We start from the raw sequence: 15908 nt of genomic DNA, 5'->3' as shown, positions 1-15908 counted from the left end.
CGTGCCGCGCAGGCCGACATCGCGAGGCCCCGGAGAGGAGAACCCGTGACCGCGACCGACCGAACCGACCCGTGGCTCGACCTGCTCACCAGGTGGGACGTCCAGCAGAGCGCCTACATCGCCGACCGCGACCGCGTGTACGAGGTGATGTTCGAGGTGCTGACCCACCTGCGGCCTGCCGAGGACCTCGTGGTGCTCGACCTGGCCTGCGGTCCCGGCGCGATCAGCAGCCGTCTGCTCGCCCGGCTGCCCAAGGCCCGGTCGGTGGCCGTCGACGTCGACCCGGTGCTGCTGTCGATCGGCGAAAGCGCCGTCGGCGACGTGGACGGCAGGCTGCGGTGGGTCCGGGCCGACCTGCGCGACCCGGACTGGCCCGCCGCCCTCGGTGCCGACGGCGCGGACGGCACCTTCGACGCGGTGCTGTCCAGCACGGCGCTGCACTGGCTGGACCCTGCCGTCCTGGTCTCGACCTACCGGCGCGCGTTTCGACTGCTGCGCCCCCAGGGGGTCCTGCTCAACGCCGACTACCTGCCGCACCCTCCCGGCAGCAGGCTGCGCGCGACGTGCGACGCTGTGGCCCGAAGGCGCGCGGGACTGGACGGGGGCCTCGCACCGGTTCAACGAGGCCGCCCTCCTCGACGCCGGGTTCACCGAGGCGGGCGTGGTCTGGCAGGACCTCCAGGAACGCATCCTCGTCGGACTCCGCTAGCGGCGGACCGGGGCAGCCCCGGTCCGCCGGGCATCGGGGAACGTCCAGGCGCACCCGGATGCCGCCGCGAGGCGGGAGGTCGCGGGGTTCCAGCGCGGTGCGCGGGTGCTCGGCGGCGTCGATGGGAGGATCAGCCGCAGGAGCCGCGAGCGGCGCGACCCGGCATCGGCGAACACCCGCCGCGCCGGGGTTCACCGTTCGGTGGCGGCAGTCGTCAGTCGTTGAACGCCTGCTGACCGAGGACGCGGAGGAAGTCGAAGCTCTCCGCCGTGCTGGAGCCCGGCTGCGGCCGGAAGATCACCAATCGATGTCCGGTCGTGGTGCTGAGCACGACATCGCACTGCACCTCCAGTCGGCCCGCCCTCGGGTGCAGGAGGACCTTGGGGGTGGATCGCAGCGGCTGGACGCGCATGTCCTGCCAGTACCGGGCGAACTCGGCGCTGGCGTCGAGGAGGTCGTCGACCAGCCGCTGCGCGGTGCGGTCGGAGCCGAGCCGCGCGGTGGCGGCGCGGAGATCGGCCGCGTACCCGCGACCGATCTCCTCGTGCTCCTCGGGCGTGTTCAACGCACGCGACCCCGGTTCCGTGAACCAGCGCCACGTGACGTTGGCGTCCCGGCCCTCCATCTCGGCCCAGGACCCGATGAGCGCGCGGCTCAACGGGTTCTGCGCCTGCACATTGGTGAGATCGTCGATGACGTGGGCGGGCACGGTGGTGAGCGCGTCCAGGAGGAACATCATCGAGGGGTCGACGTAACCGCCGTGCGCGGGGCGCGCGGGCGGCGGGTAGCCCGCCAGCCGGTAGAGGTAGTCGCGTTCGTCGACCGTCAACCGCAGGGCGCGGGCCAGGTTGGCCAGCAGCGCCTCCGAGGGGTGCGAGCCTTTGGACCGCTCCAGGCGCTCGTAGTAGTCCACGGAGAGGTTCGCCAGCATCGCCACCTCCTCCCGCCGCAGACCCGGTGTGCGCCTGCGTCCGCCGGGGACGAGGCCGACGTCCTCCGGGCGCAACGCCTCCCGCCGGGCGCGCAGGAAGCCACCGAGGTCGTTGTCCGCCATGAGCTGCCTTCCGACTGGGATCACTCCTGGATCGACGCCATCGCCGGGGGTGCGTAGCGCTGGCCGACGACGGCGTCGGCGGGCACGGCCCCGTCGATCTCCTTCAGGGTGGCCTGATCGAGGACGACGCCCGCCGCCGCGACGTTCTGCTCGAGGTACGTCCGGCGCTTGGTACCGGGGATCGCGGTCACGTGGTCACCTTGGGCCAAAACCCACGCCAGCGCCAGCTGACCCGCCGTGACGCCCAGTTCGTCCGCGATGGCCCGCACGCGGTCCACCAGCTGGAGGTTGTGCTGGAGGTTCTCGCCCGCGAACCGCGGCGCGGTGCGGCGGAAGTCGTTCTCCGGCAGGTCCTCGACTCCGCGCAGCCCGCCGGTGAGCAAGCCGCGGCCGAGCGGCGAGTAGGCGATGAAGCCGATGCCCAGTTCCCGGACGGTGTCCAGCACGCCGTTGGTCTCGACGGTGCGGGTGAACAGCGAGTACTCGGTCTGCACCGCCGAGAGGGGCGCGGTGGCGTGCGCGGCGCGGATCGATTCCGGCAGCGCCTCGCAGATGCCCAGGTACCGCACCTTGCCCGCGGCGACGAGCTCGCCGAGCGCTCCGAACGTCTCCTCGACGGGCACGTCCGGGTCGACCCGGTGCTGGTAGTAGAGGTCGATGTGGTCGGTGCCCAGGCGGCGCAACGACCCGTCGACCGCATTGCGCAGGTACTCCGGCCTCCCGTTGGGGCCGCCGACGATCCGCCCGGAGTCGTCGAGCGTCAGCCCGCCGAACTTGGTGGCGACGACGACCTGGTCGCGGCGGCCCGCGAGGGCGCGCCCGAGGAGTTCCTCGCCGCTGAACGGGCCGTACATGTCGGCGGTGTCGAACATCGTGACACCCAGGTCGACGGCGCGGTGCACGGTCGCGACGGACTCCGCGTCGTCAGGGGTTCCGTACATCGCGGTCATGCCCATCGTGCCGAGGCCCTCGACGGAGGACACCAGTCCACGGCTGCCGACGGCGTGCTGCTTCAGAGTCATTGTTTTCCTTTTCGGGCGTCGGTTTCGGCGACCTCGGGCCGCCTCGTGGGACCCAGTCTGCGGGCACTCCGCCCCGCCACGGGCGCCCTCCTCATCCCCGGTCCGGCAGGGCGACCCAGAAAAGCCGGTCCGTCGCTAGCGTTGCCGCCATCCACATCAGTCGCCGCCACGACGGCAGGAACGGTGGAAATTCCTGTGAAAAGCACAGTTGCTGTCGCATGTCTCATCACGACCTTGGTCGCCTGTTCACCGTCCCCCGACCCGGCGGCCACCGCGCCCACCGTGCCCAACGCGCCCACCGCGCCCACCGCGGCGGGACTGGTGCCGGGACAGGTGACCGAGCTGGCTCGCGGCCTGCACATGCCATGGGGCCTGACGTTCCTCCCCGACGGCTCGGCCCTGGTGTCCGGGCGGGTGTCCGGCGAGATTCGCCGCATCCCGGCCGCTGGCGGCGAAGCGGCACTGGTCGGCTCCGTGCCGGGCGCCACCCAGAGCGCGGAGGGCGGGCTGCTCGGGCTGGCCGCCTCGCCCGCGTTCGAGTCCGACCGCACCGTTTTCGCCTACGTGTCGTCATCCCCTGCCAACCGGGTCGTCGCGCTGCGGGTCGCCGAGGACTTCCGGTCGTTGCACCAGGAGCGAGTGGTGCTCGACGGCATCGGCACCGGCAACCGCCACCACGGCGGGCGCCTGCAGTTCGGCCCCGACGGCAACCTGTGGATCGGCACAGGTGACGCGTTCGACACCGCGACCGCACCGAACCGCGACTCGCTCAACGGCAAGGTCCTGCGCATCCGTCCGGACGGGACGGTCCCGCCGGACAACCCCTTCGGCACACCTGTCTTCAGCACCGGGCACCGCAACGTGCAAGGCATCGCCTTCGGCGAAGACGGCACGGCCTACGCCGCCGAGCTCGGTCTGAACGCCTGGGACGAGCTCAACGTGCTGCGCGCGGGTGCCGACTACGGCTGGCCCGGCTCGGAAGGCCCGGACGGGCAGGGGGGCGAGCGGCCGATCTTCGCGCTGCGGCCCACCGAGGCGTCGCCGTCGGGCATCGCGTACGCGGGCGGCGCGGTGTGGGTCGCGTGCCTGCGGGGCCAGCGGTTGTGGCGCCTGCCGGTGGACGGGAGCACTCGCACCGGCGATCCGACCCCCTACCTGGTCCAGCAGTACGGCCGCCTGCGAGCCGTGCACGTCGCGCCCGACGGCGCGCTGTGGATCACCACCTCCAACACCGATCGCACGACGCTCGGCGGCGTCGCCCCCAAGAACGGCGACGACCGCCTCCTGCGCGTCGAGCTCGTTCCCGCCCGATAGTCCGAGGAAGGATCACCATGTCCGTCGTACTGATCACCGGAGCCGCCACCGGCATCGGCAACCACACCGCCAAAGCGCTGGCCGTCGACGGCCACACCGTCTACGCCAGCATGCGGGATCCGTGGGGACGCGACGCCGAACACGCCGAGGAAGCGATCGCCTTCGCCGAACGGGAATACGTCGACCTGCGGGTCATCGCACTGGACGTGACGTCCCAGGAGTCCGCCGACAAAGCCGTTCAGGCGATCCTGGATGCCACCGGCAGGCTGGACGTCGTCGTCCACAACGCCGGGCACCTCGCCATCGGTTACGTCGAAGCGTTCCCGGTCGAGGACGTCGGGCACCTGATCGACATCAACGCACTCGGCGCACACCGCGTCAACCGCGCCGCGCTGCCGCACATGCGAGAGATGAGGTCCGGAGTCCTGCTCTACGTCGGCAGCACCATCGGTGTCACCACACCACCGTTCCTCGGCCCGTACGTGGTCGCCAAGGCCGCCTTCGACGCGCTGGCCGTGGTCACCTCCTACGAGACGCACCCGTTCGGCATCGAGACCAGCATCGTCATGCCCGGCGTCATCGTGCGGGGAACCCAGCACTTCCCCGACGCGGCCCAGGCGACCGACCACGAGGTCACGGCAGCCTATGCCGAGCTCGATCCGCTCGTCGCGCGCAACGAGGAGGCGACCATGGGGCTGTTCCCGCCGGGAGTCGTCTCCGGACCGGAGGGCGTCGCCCGTGAAATCTCCCGCGTCCTCGCGCTTCCGTTCGGGCACAAGCCTTTCCGCACCGTCGTCGACGACACCGAGTCCGGCGTGGACAAGGTCAACGAGACGGCTCAACTCGCTCGCGAGGACTTCGTGACCCGCATGGGCTACAGCGAACTCCTCGTCCCCGCCCAGCACTGAGACTCCCCCGGAGGAACCGATGTCCCAGCACGCCGTCACCGCGCAGACCACTTCGCGGTTCGTCGTCTTCACCGTCATCGCGGGAGCCGTCGCCGCCGTGGCCGCGTTCGCCGCCGACTCGCTGAGCTTCCCCGCCTGGGCGATGTTCGTCGGCTGGGTCGCCTGGTTCAGCCGTCCCACCTCCCCCGTGCAGGGCGCGCACGCCATGGTCTGCCTCTGGCTGGGCCTGGTCCTGGCCGCATCGGGCCAGCTCCTGGCCGGGGCGCTGGCTCCGGTGGCGGGTCCCGCGGCACTGCCACTGGCCGTCTTCGTCCTCGCGCTCGTCGTGGTGGGCCTGCGCACGACGCCGGTCCTGAACAACATGCTCGCCTGGTTCCTGGGTCTGATCGCGTTCTACGCCGCCCACTCCGACGAGATCGGTCCCGCGCTGCTGACCCTGGGGGCCGCCACCGCGATCGGGGCGGCTGCGGGCTTCGCCTGCCAACGCCTTCAGCGCCGGTTCGCCTGAGCCCCGAAGCCGGTGTGCCGGTGGCGTGGAAAGATCCATCGCTGGTCGCCACCGGCACACCGGCCCCCGGTCCCGACGAAGCCACGCGCCCGGACCGGAAGCCCGGACGCTTGAGGCGGGACTGCCCAGCGGACCGCACCGGACCAGTTCTCCTCCGCGCCCGGAGTGGACCGATCGTGCGGCGTTGGCAGCGTTGACGCGCCGACTCCCCCGTCGGCTGCGCGGTCACCCTCAGCGGACGCGCCTGCGGCTGATCGGTCCCGACTGGAGCATCCGCCGGGCCGCAGCCCTCCCGATGGCCGTCGCGCTGCTGATCGTCCGGTCGTCGCGCCCGGATACACGGCTGCCCGCCCTCCCCCCGCAGGGGGAGAGAGAATCACCGCGCAGAGTGACGAACAACGTGTTCAGGCTCTCTAACGTGCCGTTGACCAGCTCACTCGCGCAAAGGACGTTTCGTGACGATCGGTGTGACCGGCGAGCTCGCGGCACTCGCAGGCGGCTTGGCGCTGTTGGCGTCCGCCCGTGGTTCGGGCACGGCTCCGGCAGCGCACGCCTGCCGGACAGGGCCAGGCGCGCACCTCGGTCGGCGGTGCCTCCGAACCGCACCGGCAGGACTGCGATGATCTCCGACGGCTTGACCTGAGTCGGCAGTACTACCGAGTCCTCTGTGGTTGTCGTGGTCCTGCCGCTGGTGGCGGAAGGCGGCGGACGACCACCCGGCATCGACGAGGACGTCCACCGGCACCGGAACGCCGCGGCAAGGTTGCTCCAACCGGTTGGAGCGATGTCGAGCGCTGGCCACCCGATACACCGAACGCGCAGCACCTCGCGTCCGTTGGCGGACAATGACCGATCACCGGACGTCCGTCGAGGACTCTTTGCCGAGACACGCTGGCGCGGACAACAGGAATGAGGAGACTTCGACCGTGACAGAATTGCTTGACGTCTTTGCGCGGCGAGTGCGGGAGCCCGACTTCGTCGCCGCCTCGGCGCAGAAGTTCCTGGAGCTCGGACGTCGAGCGGGCCGGTTCCCGGTGGCGACGGCCTGGCGGGACGGCACCACCGCCGAGATCGACGTCTGGTGCAGCAACGACTACCTCGGCATGGGGCAACACCCGGCCGTGCTGGCCGCGACGAAGCAAGCCGTCGACGAGTTCGGCGCGGGTGCGGGCGGGTCCCGCTACATCGCGGGCACCAACCGCTACCACATGCTGCTCGAACGCGAACTCGCGGAGCTCCACGGCAAGGAGAGCGCGCTCCTGTTCAGCTCGGGCTACATGGCGAACGACGGCTCGTTGACCGTGCTGGCCGGGCAGGCGGCGGACTGCCTGGTCTTCTCCGACGAGCTCAACCACGCGTCCATCATCGACGGTCTGCGGCACAGCGGAGCGCAGAAGCACGTCTTCCGGCACAACGACACCGGCCACCTCGAGCAACTGCTGGCCAACGCCGACCCGAACCGCCCGAAGCTCATCGTCATCGAGTCGGTGTACTCGATGACCGGTGATATCGCGCCGCTCGCCGAGATCGCCCGCCTGGCCGAGCGCTACCGCGCGATGACGTTCCTGGACGAGGTCCACGCCGTCGGGATGTACGGGCCGCAGGGTGCCGGGATCGCCGCCCGCGACGGCCTCGCCGACCGGTTCACGGTCGTGATGGGCACGCTCGCCAAGGGTTTCGGCACGACCGGCGGTTACATCGCCGGTCCCACCGCGGTGGTCGAGGCGGTCAGCGCGTTCGCCCGGCCGTTCATCTTCACCACGGCCCTGCCGCCCGCGGTGGCGGCCGGTGCCCTGGCCGCCGTCCGGCACCTGCGCACCTCCGAGGTGGAACGGGACCGCCTCAAGGAGAACGCACGGGTGCTGCACCAGCAACTGCGGGCTGCGGGCATCCCGTTCCTCTCCGACCACACGCACATCGTGTCGGTCCTGGTGGGCAGCGACTCGGCCTGCCGCGAGCTGGCCGCCTTGCTGCTCGACCGGCACGGCATCTACATCCAGGCGATCGCCGGGCCGAGCATCCCGGCCGGGCACGAGATCCTCCGGATCGCGCCGGACGCCACGCACACCCCTGACGAGGTGCGGTCGCTGGCCGCCATCCTCGACGGGTTGTGGAAGGAGCTCGGCCTGCCGTTCAGCCCGCGCTGAGCGTGCTGAACGGTTTCCGCTCCAGCGCCCTTCCCGCCCCGGCTGCGACTCGGGCGGGAAGGGCACCGCCCCGGTGGTGCTCGTGCGCGGCGATCATGGACACCGGTTGTCGAACCGGCGGGGCGCGGTGGTTCGAGCGGCGAGGAGTGAGCTGCGCCGGGACGGTTCGACCACCCACGCCGAAGCCGCCCGTCAGGCCCCGCCCCGACGCGATCCAGGTCGGCGACCGATGGCACCTGTGACGCGATCTCCGCGACAACGTCCTGCTCGAAGTCCGCGCGCATGCCGCATGTCGGGCCACCCTCGACCCTCCCCGACCCGATCCGACCCGACCCGACCCGACGGAGCACAACTTATTGACCAGTCAGTCAAAAAGCTGCTAGCCTGGTCGGGAGCGCCTCGGCAAGGCCACGTCGGAGGCATCGCCGACCAGAGGGCGGCGTCGCCACCCGACGCCCGCCGGGCGACGGCAACTTATCTGCCGCAACGACACCGAGCCCCAAGGAAGAGCAGAAGTGAAGAGCAATGAAGAGATTGTCCGCGAGGCATACCGACTGTCGGAGGGGAACGTCCTCGACGGGCAGGGCTTTCGCGCCTTGTTCACCGAGGATGGAACTTTCAACGACGTGCCGAACTCGCAGACCTTCCGCGGGGACGAGATCCCTCAGGCGTTGGCGGGCTTCGCCAGCGTTTTTCCTGACGTCCACCGCGAACTGCTCGAAGTGCGTGTGCTCGGTGATGTCGTCGCCGTCGAACTGCGAATTCAGGGAACGCATCTCGGCGAGTTCCCGACGCCGATCGGCAACATCCCCCCGACCGGCAACCGCATCGACGTGCCCGCAGCGGATCTGTGGTACCTCCGGGCGGGGAAAATCGAGAGGTTCAACTGCTACAACGCGGCGAACGTGCTGCTCGCTCAAATCGGAGCCACCCCCGACTTCAAGTCGGCGATCGAGGCCGCCAAGACGACCGCCACAGGGGCGTAGCACTGTGTGACCGCTACCCCTTCTGCGGGTCAGCACACGCTTCACCCGCGTGCTTAGCGCACCGATCAACCGTGCGCCCACCGCGGCCGCCGACGCCCACGAATCCCAACTGACGCCCACGCCCTGCAGCCGGACCGGAACAGTGCCATCGTTCCGCGGACAGTGCCGCAGGGCGTGGCCCTCCTGCCCCAGGGTCTGATCGTCCTCGCCCGGCCCACATCCCGAACGGAATTCGGTCATGTACCAGATCAGGATCTACACCCTGCGCACGGCAGAAGCGCTCCGGCAGTACGCCACCGTGCACTGGCCGCGCCATATCACCAGCATGCCCTCGTTCGGCGTCACCGTGCACGGCTTCTGGACCGAGCACCAGGCAGGCGCGCACCGCTTGATCGCCCTGCTCTCGTTCCAGGAGGGCATCGACCCCGCCGAATTCACCGCCGCTTACCTGGCGAGCCCCGAACTGTCGGAGGACATGTGGGGCTTCGACATCGGCGACATCGTCGACGTCGAGGAACTGCTGCTCGATCCGGTCGCCGGGTCTCCCCTGGCCTGAGCGTCACGCACCTCGGTGATGAGGTCCTAGCGCCGATTCGGGAGCAGTGCGCCTGCCTGCCGGGACATCCGGAGATTCCCACGGCACTTGCAGAGGTTCAGCCGGTGATGGCGACTGCTCCGATCGTGGTGGCGCGAGGGCGGCCCGGTCCGAGCCAGGCAGCCCTGGACTGTCCGGGTCCCACCGACTGTCCTCTGTGGAGCCGGCGCGGGCACTCATCGCGCGCGGAAGTCGTCCGGGTCGTCGGCCGACCCTGCGACGACGTCACCACGTTGCGTCTCGCGGGCGCCGTGGAACGTGTTCGAAGCGCCGGGTTCGCGGGCGGACGAACTCCGCCTGCCGCCCCTTTCCGGCTCCTCCCGAACCGCTCATCGCGCCGCCTGCGCGAACTGCGCAGTGATCTTGCCGTCGAGCACGTCGCGGACGCTGAACCTCTCGAGCTGGGCCACCAAGGCGTCGGCGATCGCGGCGTCGAGCACGGTGAGCGCCCGTTGGACGCCCTCCCCCGTGACGCAGGAGGGATTGGGTCCGTGCAGTCCGAGCACGTGGTCATCACCTTGCAGCAGCCGCCAGACCGTGCCGAGTGAGATCCCCTCGGGACGACAGGCGAGCTCCCACCCACCGCGCGCTCCGGCATGCGAGCGCACCAGGCCGGCCTCACGAAGAGGGCCGAGCACTCGGCGGACGTGTACGGGATTGACCCCCGCGCTGTCGGCCAGTTCCTCGGAGCTGACCACGCGGCCGTCGTTCACACCCGCGAGCAGCGTGAGGACGTGCACGGCGACGGCGAACCGGGTGTTTGTCGATCGAGCCATCCCTCCATGGTGACCTACCGCCATCGTTATGGCTACGTTTCCCGCCGCACACCAGGCGACAGCAGCCCAGCGGGGCACCCGGCTTGCGTTATCGCAACCATCGTGACTACAGTTCAACTGTAACCACGACGACTACAAATGGAGCTGTCGATGACCATCGCCATCACCGGCGCATCCGGCCCACTGGGACGCGCAGCGGCGGAGTTCCTCCTGGAGCAGGTCGACCCGCGCGAGGTCGTGCTCACGACGCGCTCACCCGACTCGCTCGCGGACTTCGCGGCGCGGGGCGCGCGGGTGCGCAGGGCGGACTTCACCGAGCCCGAGACGTTGTCCTCGGCGTTCGACGGCGTCGAGCGGCTGTTGCTGATTTCCCTGGACGCCATCGGCGCGCGCCTCGAGCCGCAGCGCGCTGCCATCGCGGCCGCGGTCGCCGCCGGAGTCGGCCACATCGTCTACACCTCGCTGCCCGAGCCGGTGCCCGCCAACCCCGCCGTGGTGGTCCCCGACCACGCGGGCACGGAGCAGACGCTGAGGGAGAGCGGAGCGCAGTGGACCATGCTGCGCAACAACTTGTACGCCCACACGCAGGCCGCGACGGTCGCGGGAGCAGCGGCGGCCGGGCGGCTCGTGACGAACTCCGGCAGCGGAGCGACCGCGTACGTCGCACGGGAAGACTGCGCAGCAGCAGCTGCCGCCATCCTGGCCGGGGGTGGACACGAGAACCAGGCGTACGACATCACCGGGCCGCGAGCGGTGACGGCGCACGACCTCGCGGCCCTCGCCGCCGAAGTCGGCGACGGTGCGGTCGAGGTCGTGCAGGTCGAGGACGGCGAGATGATCGCCCACCTCCAGCGGGCAGGGCTTCCGCTGCCCGCGGCCGAGCTCGTGACCTCGTTCGGCGCCTCCGCGCGCGCCGGCTACCTCTCCACCGTCAGCACAACGGTCCAGGACCTCACCGGGCGCGCGCCGAGGTCCCTGGAGGACGTCGTGCGCGCCAGCCGGGCCTCGTGATCCCGAAAGGCGCGCGGTCGGCGGTCCTGCTCCTCGGAGCACTGTCCTCCCTCGGTCCCCTGTCGACCGACGCCTACCTGCCCGGACTGCCGGAGATCGCCGACGACCTCTCGGTGAGCACGTCGACGGCGCAGCTCACCATGACCGCGTGCCTGATCGGGTTGACGGTGGGACAGCTCGTCGCCGGGCCGCTGAGCGACGCGCTGGGCAGGCGCAGGCCCTTGTTCGTCGGGCTCGGGTTGTACGTGCTGGCAAGCGTGCTGTGCGCCGTCGCGATGAACGCGACCAGCCTGGTGGCGTTCCGCGCACTGCACGGTGTGGCCGGTGCGTTCACCACCGTGATCGCGCTCGCTTGCATCGGGGATCGTGAGACGGGCGCTGCCGCGGCGCACACGTTCTCCTCGGTAATGCTGCAGGTCGGAATCGTCCGCGTGCTGACGCCGCTGACCGGCGCACTGCTGCTGGGGCTCGCGGGCTGGCGAGCGGTTTTCGCGGGGCTCGCCGTGCTGTCGGCATCGGTGCTCGCGTGGTCCGTGGCCGCCATGCCCGAGACACTTCCGCCCGGCCTGCGTGGCCGCCGCTCCCGCACCCGGTACCTCGACCTGCTCCGCGACCCGTTGCTGGTCAGGTACACCCTCGTCAACGGCTTCGTGTTCGGTGCGCTGTTCGCCTACCTCACGGGCTCGCCGTTCGTCCTGCAGAACACGCACGGCATGTCTGCCCAGCAGTACGGCGTGGTCTTCTCCATGAACGCGATCGGCATGGCAGTGGCGGTCTACGCCAGCGGCCTCCTCGCTCGCCGTTGCGCGGTGCGGACACTGCTCGGTGCGAGCCTGGCGAGCGGGGCACTGGGCGGTGCCGCACTCCTCGTGGTCGTTCTTGGGGGCCTCGGCCTGCCCGCACTGCTCGCGGCCCAGTTCGTCGCGGTGGCGAGCATCGCGTTCGCACAGCCGAACGCGATCGCCCTGGCGCTCGAGAACCAGAAGTCCCGGGTGGCCACAGCCACCGCGGGCTTCGGGTTCGTCCAGTTCCTCGGCGGCGGACTGGGCGCCTCACTGGCGGGGCTCGGCGACACCACGTCCGGGCTGCCGATGGCTGCGGCCATGGCGGGATTCGCACTGGTGGCCTGCGCCGCGTTCCTCATGCTCCCTTCGGTTGCCGTCAGTTCGAGAAAGGTTCGCCAAGTGCGCTGACATCACCGCAAGCTGACGCCTCTCGCGGCTGGAGCGTTCGCTCAACCGCACGGCGAGCGCGTTGCCGGATTCGAACACCACTTCACGAAGGAGCGCGACATGCGAACACGACGACTGGGCTGGGCAGGCCTCGAGGTGGAGGCCGCGGGCAAGAGACTGGTGATCGACTACGTGCGGGACATGACCCCGCTGTTCAACGGCTGGCTGCCGGGCATCGGCCTGGCGGCTCCGAGCGGGAAGGTCGACGCAGCGCTGGTCACCCACCTGCACCGCGACCACATCGATCCGGCAGCGCTGGTGGACGTCCTGCCTGCCGGTGTCCCCCTGCTCCGGCCCGCACCCGGCTACGGCGATGAGGTGGACAACGCGGGAACGTCGCTGAGCGAACACGAGATCGTCGAACACCGGTTGCCGACCGAGGTCGTGGACACCTGGTCCTCCCGCGAGTTCGGACCGTTCAAGGTCACCGCCGTGCCGTCCCTGGACGGCCTGGGAGATCCACAGGTGAGCTGGGTGGTGGAAGCGGACGGGCAGCGCGTCTTCCACGGCGGCGACACCATGTTCCACGGCTGGTGGTGGCTCATCGCACGCCGCTTCAGCCCGTTCGACGCGGTCTTCCTGCCCGCCAACGGCGCGATCGTCGACGCACCCCACCTGCAGCCACCGAGTCCCCTGACCGCCGCCATGAACCCGCGGCAGGCCGCCGTCGCCGCGAACATCCTCGGCGCCCGGCACGCCGTGCCGATCCACTACGAGGTCGAGCAGCCGTTCAAGATCAGCGGCTACGTCGAGGTCGCCGACCCCGCGAAGGAGTTCCGCGAGCAGGCGGGAGAACGCGCTCGCGTGCTCGCCGTCGGCGAGTGGCTGGACCTGGACTCCTGATCAGCAGGTGCAGCCGGTCGTCGCGGACCGCGTCCGGCACCCGTGCCGCGCATCCGCGAACCCCGCTACCTCGACCAACGCCCCGCCGAGGCCGACGGCCGACCCCGCGAGACCCACGACTGGAGAAACCCAGCGAGGTGTTCACCGAACTCCTCGAGCGGACATAGGCTCGACGAATGCGAATCGGCGAGCTGTCCAAGCGCACGGGCGTGAGTCCGCGCGCACTGCGGTACTACGAGGAGCAGGGTCTGCTGACCAGTTCACGCTCCGAGGCGGGACAGCGTCACTATTCCGATGCCGCGGTCCAGCGCGTGTCGCTCATCCGACAGCTGTTCGACGCGGGTATGTCCAGCCGGGTGATCGCGACTGTGCTGCCGTGCGTGGACGTCCCCGATGACCTGGACGTCGCCGAGGAGACGTTCACGGCGATGACACGCGAGCGCGACCGCATCGACGCCGACATCGCTCACCTGGTCGAGACCCGGGATGCGCTCGACGTGCTGATCAAGGCCAACAGCAGGCACCGGGCGGAGCTGTCCACGACCTTGGAACCGGTGACCCGGTCGGCCTGAGGCTGTGACCCGCGCCTCAGCCTCTTGCCCCTGACATTGACGTGAAGGGTGACGATGGCCGCAGAGCCCGGAACCACCGGGTCGGTCAGCCGGGAGGCGGCAGAAGATGGGTCAGGCGTGGGGTTTCCGCAGGCATGGCGGGCCCGAGGTGCAGGAGTTCTTCGATCGTCCCGATCTCGTCCCCGGTCGCGGCGAGGTGCTGATCCGGGTGGAGGTCGCCGGCGTGAACCCCCTAGATCACCTCCTGCGCTCGGGTCTGGTCCAGGGGCTCGACGGCGGGCGTGCGTTTCCCCGCGTGCTGGGCATGGAGGCGGCGGGAACCGTTCTCGCCCTGGGCGAGGACGTCGACGGACTCGAGGTGGGTGACGCGGTCTTCGGCTTCGCGCTCACCGGTGGCGGCACCTACGCCGAGACGACGGTGCTGTCCGCGCCGAACACGGCGCGCATCCCGGCGGGTCTGTCCGCGACCGTGGCGGCAACGCTGCCGGTGGCCGGGACGACCGCGGTGGACGCGCTCGACCAGCTCGGCCTTCCGGCCGGTGCCGCGATCCTGGTCAACGGGGTCGGCGGCGGGGTCGGACTCGCCGTCGCCCGGCTGGCCATCAGTCGCGAGCTGCGGGTGATCGGCACCGGGAGTGCTGCCAAGCGCGAGCACGCCGAAGCCATCGGGGTGCGGTTCGTCGACTACACCGCCGAGGACGTCGTCGCCGCGGCACGTGAACTGGTTCCGGACGGCTTCGACGGGATCGTCGACCTGGTCGGAGGCACCTCGCTGCGGACGGTCGCTCCGCTGGCCCGAGATCCCCGCAACGTCATCGCCGTGGGCGACATGTCCGTGCCCGATCTCGGTGGGCGTGTCGTCGAGCGTCGCCTCGACCGCGAGAACCTGGAGCGGTCCGCCCGGCTGGCCCTCGACGGAGTTCTCGCACCCGTGATCACCGCGATCCACCCGCTCTCCGACGCCCCGGCCGCCCTCGCCACCGTCGAGAGCGGTCACACTTCGGGCAAGGTGGTCATCAAGGTGGCATGAGAACGCGCCTGTTGTGGGCCATGACGTTGGTGACGGCCGGTAGTGGGGTTGACGACAGGAGTGACGATGCCGAGTAGAGTCGCGATCTTCATTCTGGCCGCACTCGTGCTGGTCGTTGGTACGGCTGTTGTGCAGGACATGCGCGCGGCGGTGTTCGCCTTGCTGGGCTGTGTCCTTGTGGGGGTCGTTCTGCTTCTTGTCCAGCGCTCCCGGTCGAACAGTCGCTGACTCCGGTCGCCGACGACGCACACCGATCGGTGAACGGATAGTCCCGGAAGCATCATCACGCGGGGGTGTATGCGGTCGACGGCGACTGCATACACCCCCGCCGCTTTGGCGATGTCAACCACCACGCCGTCGGGCCGCCGTGATGCCCTCCGACGTCACCGCATCGCCGAGATCTGGGCGAACGGACTCAGCGGGTCAGGGCGAACGGCTTCTTGCACACTCCGCGAACGACTGGTCCGGCGGGATCTGTCAAACGAGCGGTTCCGTCGCTGATTGCGTGATCAACGACTCGAGGTGAAGGCCACGGCGTCGACGGTGGATGAGGAGCACGGCGAACTCGCGGATCCGCTGGGCGAGCACCGTCATCGGCAGGCCCCGCAGGGAGGGTAGGACGCGCTCGGGTTCGGTGCGTCCTTCGACGCGGGCGTAGCGCTTGACCGTGTTGAGCGATATGCCGAGTCGTCGCGGGTGTTCCAGCAGCCCGACGCCTTGGCCGAGCAGGTGGTGGACCGCGGCGTGCCGCTGCGGGGGCCGCTCCTCGCGCGGTCCTGGTGCGCCGTGCCGGTCCGGCATACCGGCACGTGCTGTGGGCGGTCGCGGTCTTCTCCACCGCCGGGACGGGGTCGTCCCGGATGCGCAGGCGGTCACCGATCCGGACCGCGCCCGGAGCGCCCTGGCGGATGGCCTCGGCGCAGGTGGCAGAGGGTGTCCCGACAGACCATGCCCACGCCGGGATCTCCGCCCAATTACGCGGCCGGGGTCGCGGCCTTGCCGTCGGGCGGCACAACGACGCGGCGATGGGTGACCGCGTCGATCAACGCGGTCGCGTAACGGCGACCACGCCGCAGGGCGAAGCCGTCGACCGCGAGCACCCGCACCGCTGCCACCGGTGGATCAGGCAGGTCGTGCACCAACCGCAGCAGCGTGCTTCGACTCGTCGGCAACCCGAGACCGGCGGCCAGGTGTGCTCCGC

17 protein-coding genes are annotated in these 15908 nt (G+C 70.4%); 12 read left to right on the top strand and 5 right to left on the bottom strand.

Going from position 1 to position 15908, the window contains the following annotated elements; translation table 11 throughout:
- Positions 1–45 precede the first annotated feature (45 nt).
- Positions 46–945 carry a class I SAM-dependent methyltransferase gene (locus JOF41_RS05125; RefSeq protein WP_209616497.1) on the top strand — a complete coding sequence of 300 codons (900 nt, stop codon included), beginning with the start codon at positions 46–48 and terminating at the stop codon, positions 943–945.
- Here JOF41_RS05125 and JOF41_RS05120 read toward each other — a convergent pair.
- Positions 924–1763: a helix-turn-helix transcriptional regulator gene (locus tag JOF41_RS05120; protein WP_209616494.1), complete on the bottom strand. Its 840-nt coding sequence runs from the start codon at positions 1761–1763 to the stop codon at positions 924–926. The genes JOF41_RS05125 and JOF41_RS05120 overlap by 22 nt on opposite strands.
- Positions 1764–1783: 20 nt before the next feature.
- Positions 1784–2785: an aldo/keto reductase gene (locus JOF41_RS05115; RefSeq protein WP_209616491.1), complete on the bottom strand. Its 1002-nt coding sequence runs from the start codon at positions 2783–2785 to the stop codon at positions 1784–1786.
- A 234-nt stretch (positions 2786–3019) separates the two neighbouring features.
- Here JOF41_RS05115 and JOF41_RS05110 point away from each other — a divergent pair, with 234 nt between their 5' ends.
- The 6 genes from JOF41_RS05110 (at position 3020) to JOF41_RS05085 (ending at position 9204) form a co-directional block, all read left to right on the top strand.
- The gene (locus JOF41_RS05110; protein WP_209616489.1) at positions 3020–4099 is read left to right on the top strand and encodes a PQQ-dependent sugar dehydrogenase; all 1080 of its coding nucleotides are present in this window, start codon (positions 3020–3022) and stop codon (positions 4097–4099) included.
- 17 nt (positions 4100–4116) lie between these two features.
- Positions 4117–5007: an SDR family NAD(P)-dependent oxidoreductase gene (locus JOF41_RS05105; RefSeq protein ID WP_189226139.1), complete on the top strand. Its 891-nt coding sequence runs from the start codon at positions 4117–4119 to the stop codon at positions 5005–5007.
- A 19-nt stretch (positions 5008–5026) separates the two neighbouring features.
- Positions 5027–5515: a DUF1097 domain-containing protein gene (locus JOF41_RS05100; RefSeq protein ID WP_209616486.1), complete on the top strand. Its 489-nt coding sequence runs from the start codon at positions 5027–5029 to the stop codon at positions 5513–5515.
- A 926-nt stretch (positions 5516–6441) separates the two neighbouring features.
- Positions 6442–7662, top strand: a complete 1221-nt coding sequence (hemA, locus tag JOF41_RS05095; protein ID WP_307867240.1) for a 5-aminolevulinate synthase — start codon at positions 6442–6444, stop codon at positions 7660–7662.
- Between the two features lie 515 nt (positions 7663–8177).
- On the top strand, positions 8178–8648 hold the full coding sequence (locus JOF41_RS05090; protein WP_189226142.1) for an ester cyclase: 471 nt from the start codon (positions 8178–8180) through the stop codon (positions 8646–8648).
- Between the two features lie 238 nt (positions 8649–8886).
- Positions 8887–9204 carry an NIPSNAP family protein gene (locus JOF41_RS05085; protein WP_189226143.1) on the top strand — a complete coding sequence of 106 codons (318 nt, stop codon included), beginning with the start codon at positions 8887–8889 and terminating at the stop codon, positions 9202–9204.
- Positions 9205–9572: 368 nt separating this feature from the next.
- Here JOF41_RS05085 and JOF41_RS05080 read toward each other — a convergent pair whose 3' ends face one another.
- Positions 9573–10019, bottom strand: coding sequence for an Rrf2 family transcriptional regulator (locus JOF41_RS05080; RefSeq protein ID WP_189226144.1), 447 nt, complete (start codon positions 10017–10019; stop codon positions 9573–9575).
- Between the two features lie 150 nt (positions 10020–10169).
- Here JOF41_RS05080 and JOF41_RS05075 point away from each other — a divergent pair, with 150 nt between their 5' ends.
- The 5 genes from JOF41_RS05075 to JOF41_RS05055 all read left to right on the top strand — a co-directional run bounded on the left by JOF41_RS05075 (position 10170) and on the right by JOF41_RS05055 (position 14707).
- A complete protein-coding gene (locus tag JOF41_RS05075) occupies positions 10170–11030 on the top strand; it encodes an NAD(P)H-binding protein (protein WP_209616480.1) in 861 nt (286 codons plus the stop codon).
- Positions 11027–12223: a multidrug effflux MFS transporter gene (locus tag JOF41_RS05070; protein ID WP_209616477.1), complete on the top strand. Its 1197-nt coding sequence runs from the start codon at positions 11027–11029 to the stop codon at positions 12221–12223. Before JOF41_RS05075 ends, JOF41_RS05070 begins: the two co-directional genes overlap by 4 nt.
- A gap of 99 nt (positions 12224–12322) precedes the next feature.
- The gene (locus tag JOF41_RS05065; protein ID WP_189226147.1) at positions 12323–13105 is read left to right on the top strand and encodes an MBL fold metallo-hydrolase; all 783 of its coding nucleotides are present in this window, start codon (positions 12323–12325) and stop codon (positions 13103–13105) included.
- 176 nt (positions 13106–13281) lie between these two features.
- A complete protein-coding gene (locus JOF41_RS05060; RefSeq protein ID WP_189226148.1) occupies positions 13282–13677 on the top strand; it encodes a MerR family transcriptional regulator in 396 nt (131 codons plus the stop codon).
- Positions 13678–13783: 106 nt separating this feature from the next.
- Positions 13784–14707, top strand: coding sequence for a quinone oxidoreductase family protein (locus tag JOF41_RS05055; protein WP_209616474.1), 924 nt, complete (start codon positions 13784–13786; stop codon positions 14705–14707).
- A 477-nt stretch (positions 14708–15184) separates the two neighbouring features.
- Here JOF41_RS05055 and JOF41_RS05050 read toward each other — a convergent pair whose 3' ends face one another.
- Both JOF41_RS05050 and JOF41_RS05045 read right to left on the bottom strand, forming a co-directional pair.
- Entirely contained in the window at positions 15185–15508 is a 324-nt protein-coding gene (locus JOF41_RS05050) for a hypothetical protein (protein WP_209616471.1), read from the bottom strand.
- 173 nt (positions 15509–15681) lie between these two features.
- Entirely contained in the window at positions 15682–15849 is a 168-nt protein-coding gene (locus JOF41_RS05045; protein WP_209616469.1) for a hypothetical protein, read from the bottom strand.
- Between the last annotated feature and the right edge of the window lie 59 nt (positions 15850–15908).

Source organism: Saccharothrix coeruleofusca (assembly GCF_017876325.1).
Lineage (GTDB): Bacteria > Actinomycetota > Actinomycetes > Mycobacteriales > Pseudonocardiaceae > Actinosynnema > Actinosynnema coeruleofuscum.
The sequence above is the reverse complement of the archived record's forward strand: the minus strand, read 5'-3'. Positions and strand labels throughout refer to the sequence as shown.

Bases quoted from the DNA above. Each gene is read 5' to 3' on its own strand.
- JOF41_RS05120 (WP_209616494.1), bottom strand. From the start codon at position 1,763: ATGGCGGACAACGACCTCGGTGGCTTCCTGCGCGCCCGGCGGGAGGCG.
- JOF41_RS05115 (WP_209616491.1), bottom strand. From the start codon at position 2,785: ATGACTCTGAAGCAGCACGCCGTCGGCAGCCGTGGACTGGTGTCCTCC.
- JOF41_RS05105 (WP_189226139.1), top strand. From the start codon at position 4,117: ATGTCCGTCGTACTGATCACCGGAGCCGCCACCGGCATCGGCAACCAC.
- JOF41_RS05100 (WP_209616486.1), top strand. From the start codon at position 5,027: ATGTCCCAGCACGCCGTCACCGCGCAGACCACTTCGCGGTTCGTCGTC.
- JOF41_RS05085 (WP_189226143.1), top strand. From the start codon at position 8,887: ATGTACCAGATCAGGATCTACACCCTGCGCACGGCAGAAGCGCTCCGG.
- JOF41_RS05080 (WP_189226144.1), bottom strand. From the start codon at position 10,019: ATGGCTCGATCGACAAACACCCGGTTCGCCGTCGCCGTGCACGTCCTC.
- JOF41_RS05075 (WP_209616480.1), top strand. From the start codon at position 10,170: ATGACCATCGCCATCACCGGCGCATCCGGCCCACTGGGACGCGCAGCG.
- JOF41_RS05065 (WP_189226147.1), top strand. From the start codon at position 12,323: ATGCGAACACGACGACTGGGCTGGGCAGGCCTCGAGGTGGAGGCCGCG.
- JOF41_RS05060 (WP_189226148.1), top strand. From the start codon at position 13,282: ATGCGAATCGGCGAGCTGTCCAAGCGCACGGGCGTGAGTCCGCGCGCA.
- JOF41_RS05055 (WP_209616474.1), top strand. From the start codon at position 13,784: ATGGGTCAGGCGTGGGGTTTCCGCAGGCATGGCGGGCCCGAGGTGCAG.
- JOF41_RS05050 (WP_209616471.1), bottom strand. From the start codon at position 15,508: ATGCCGGACCGGCACGGCGCACCAGGACCGCGCGAGGAGCGGCCCCCG.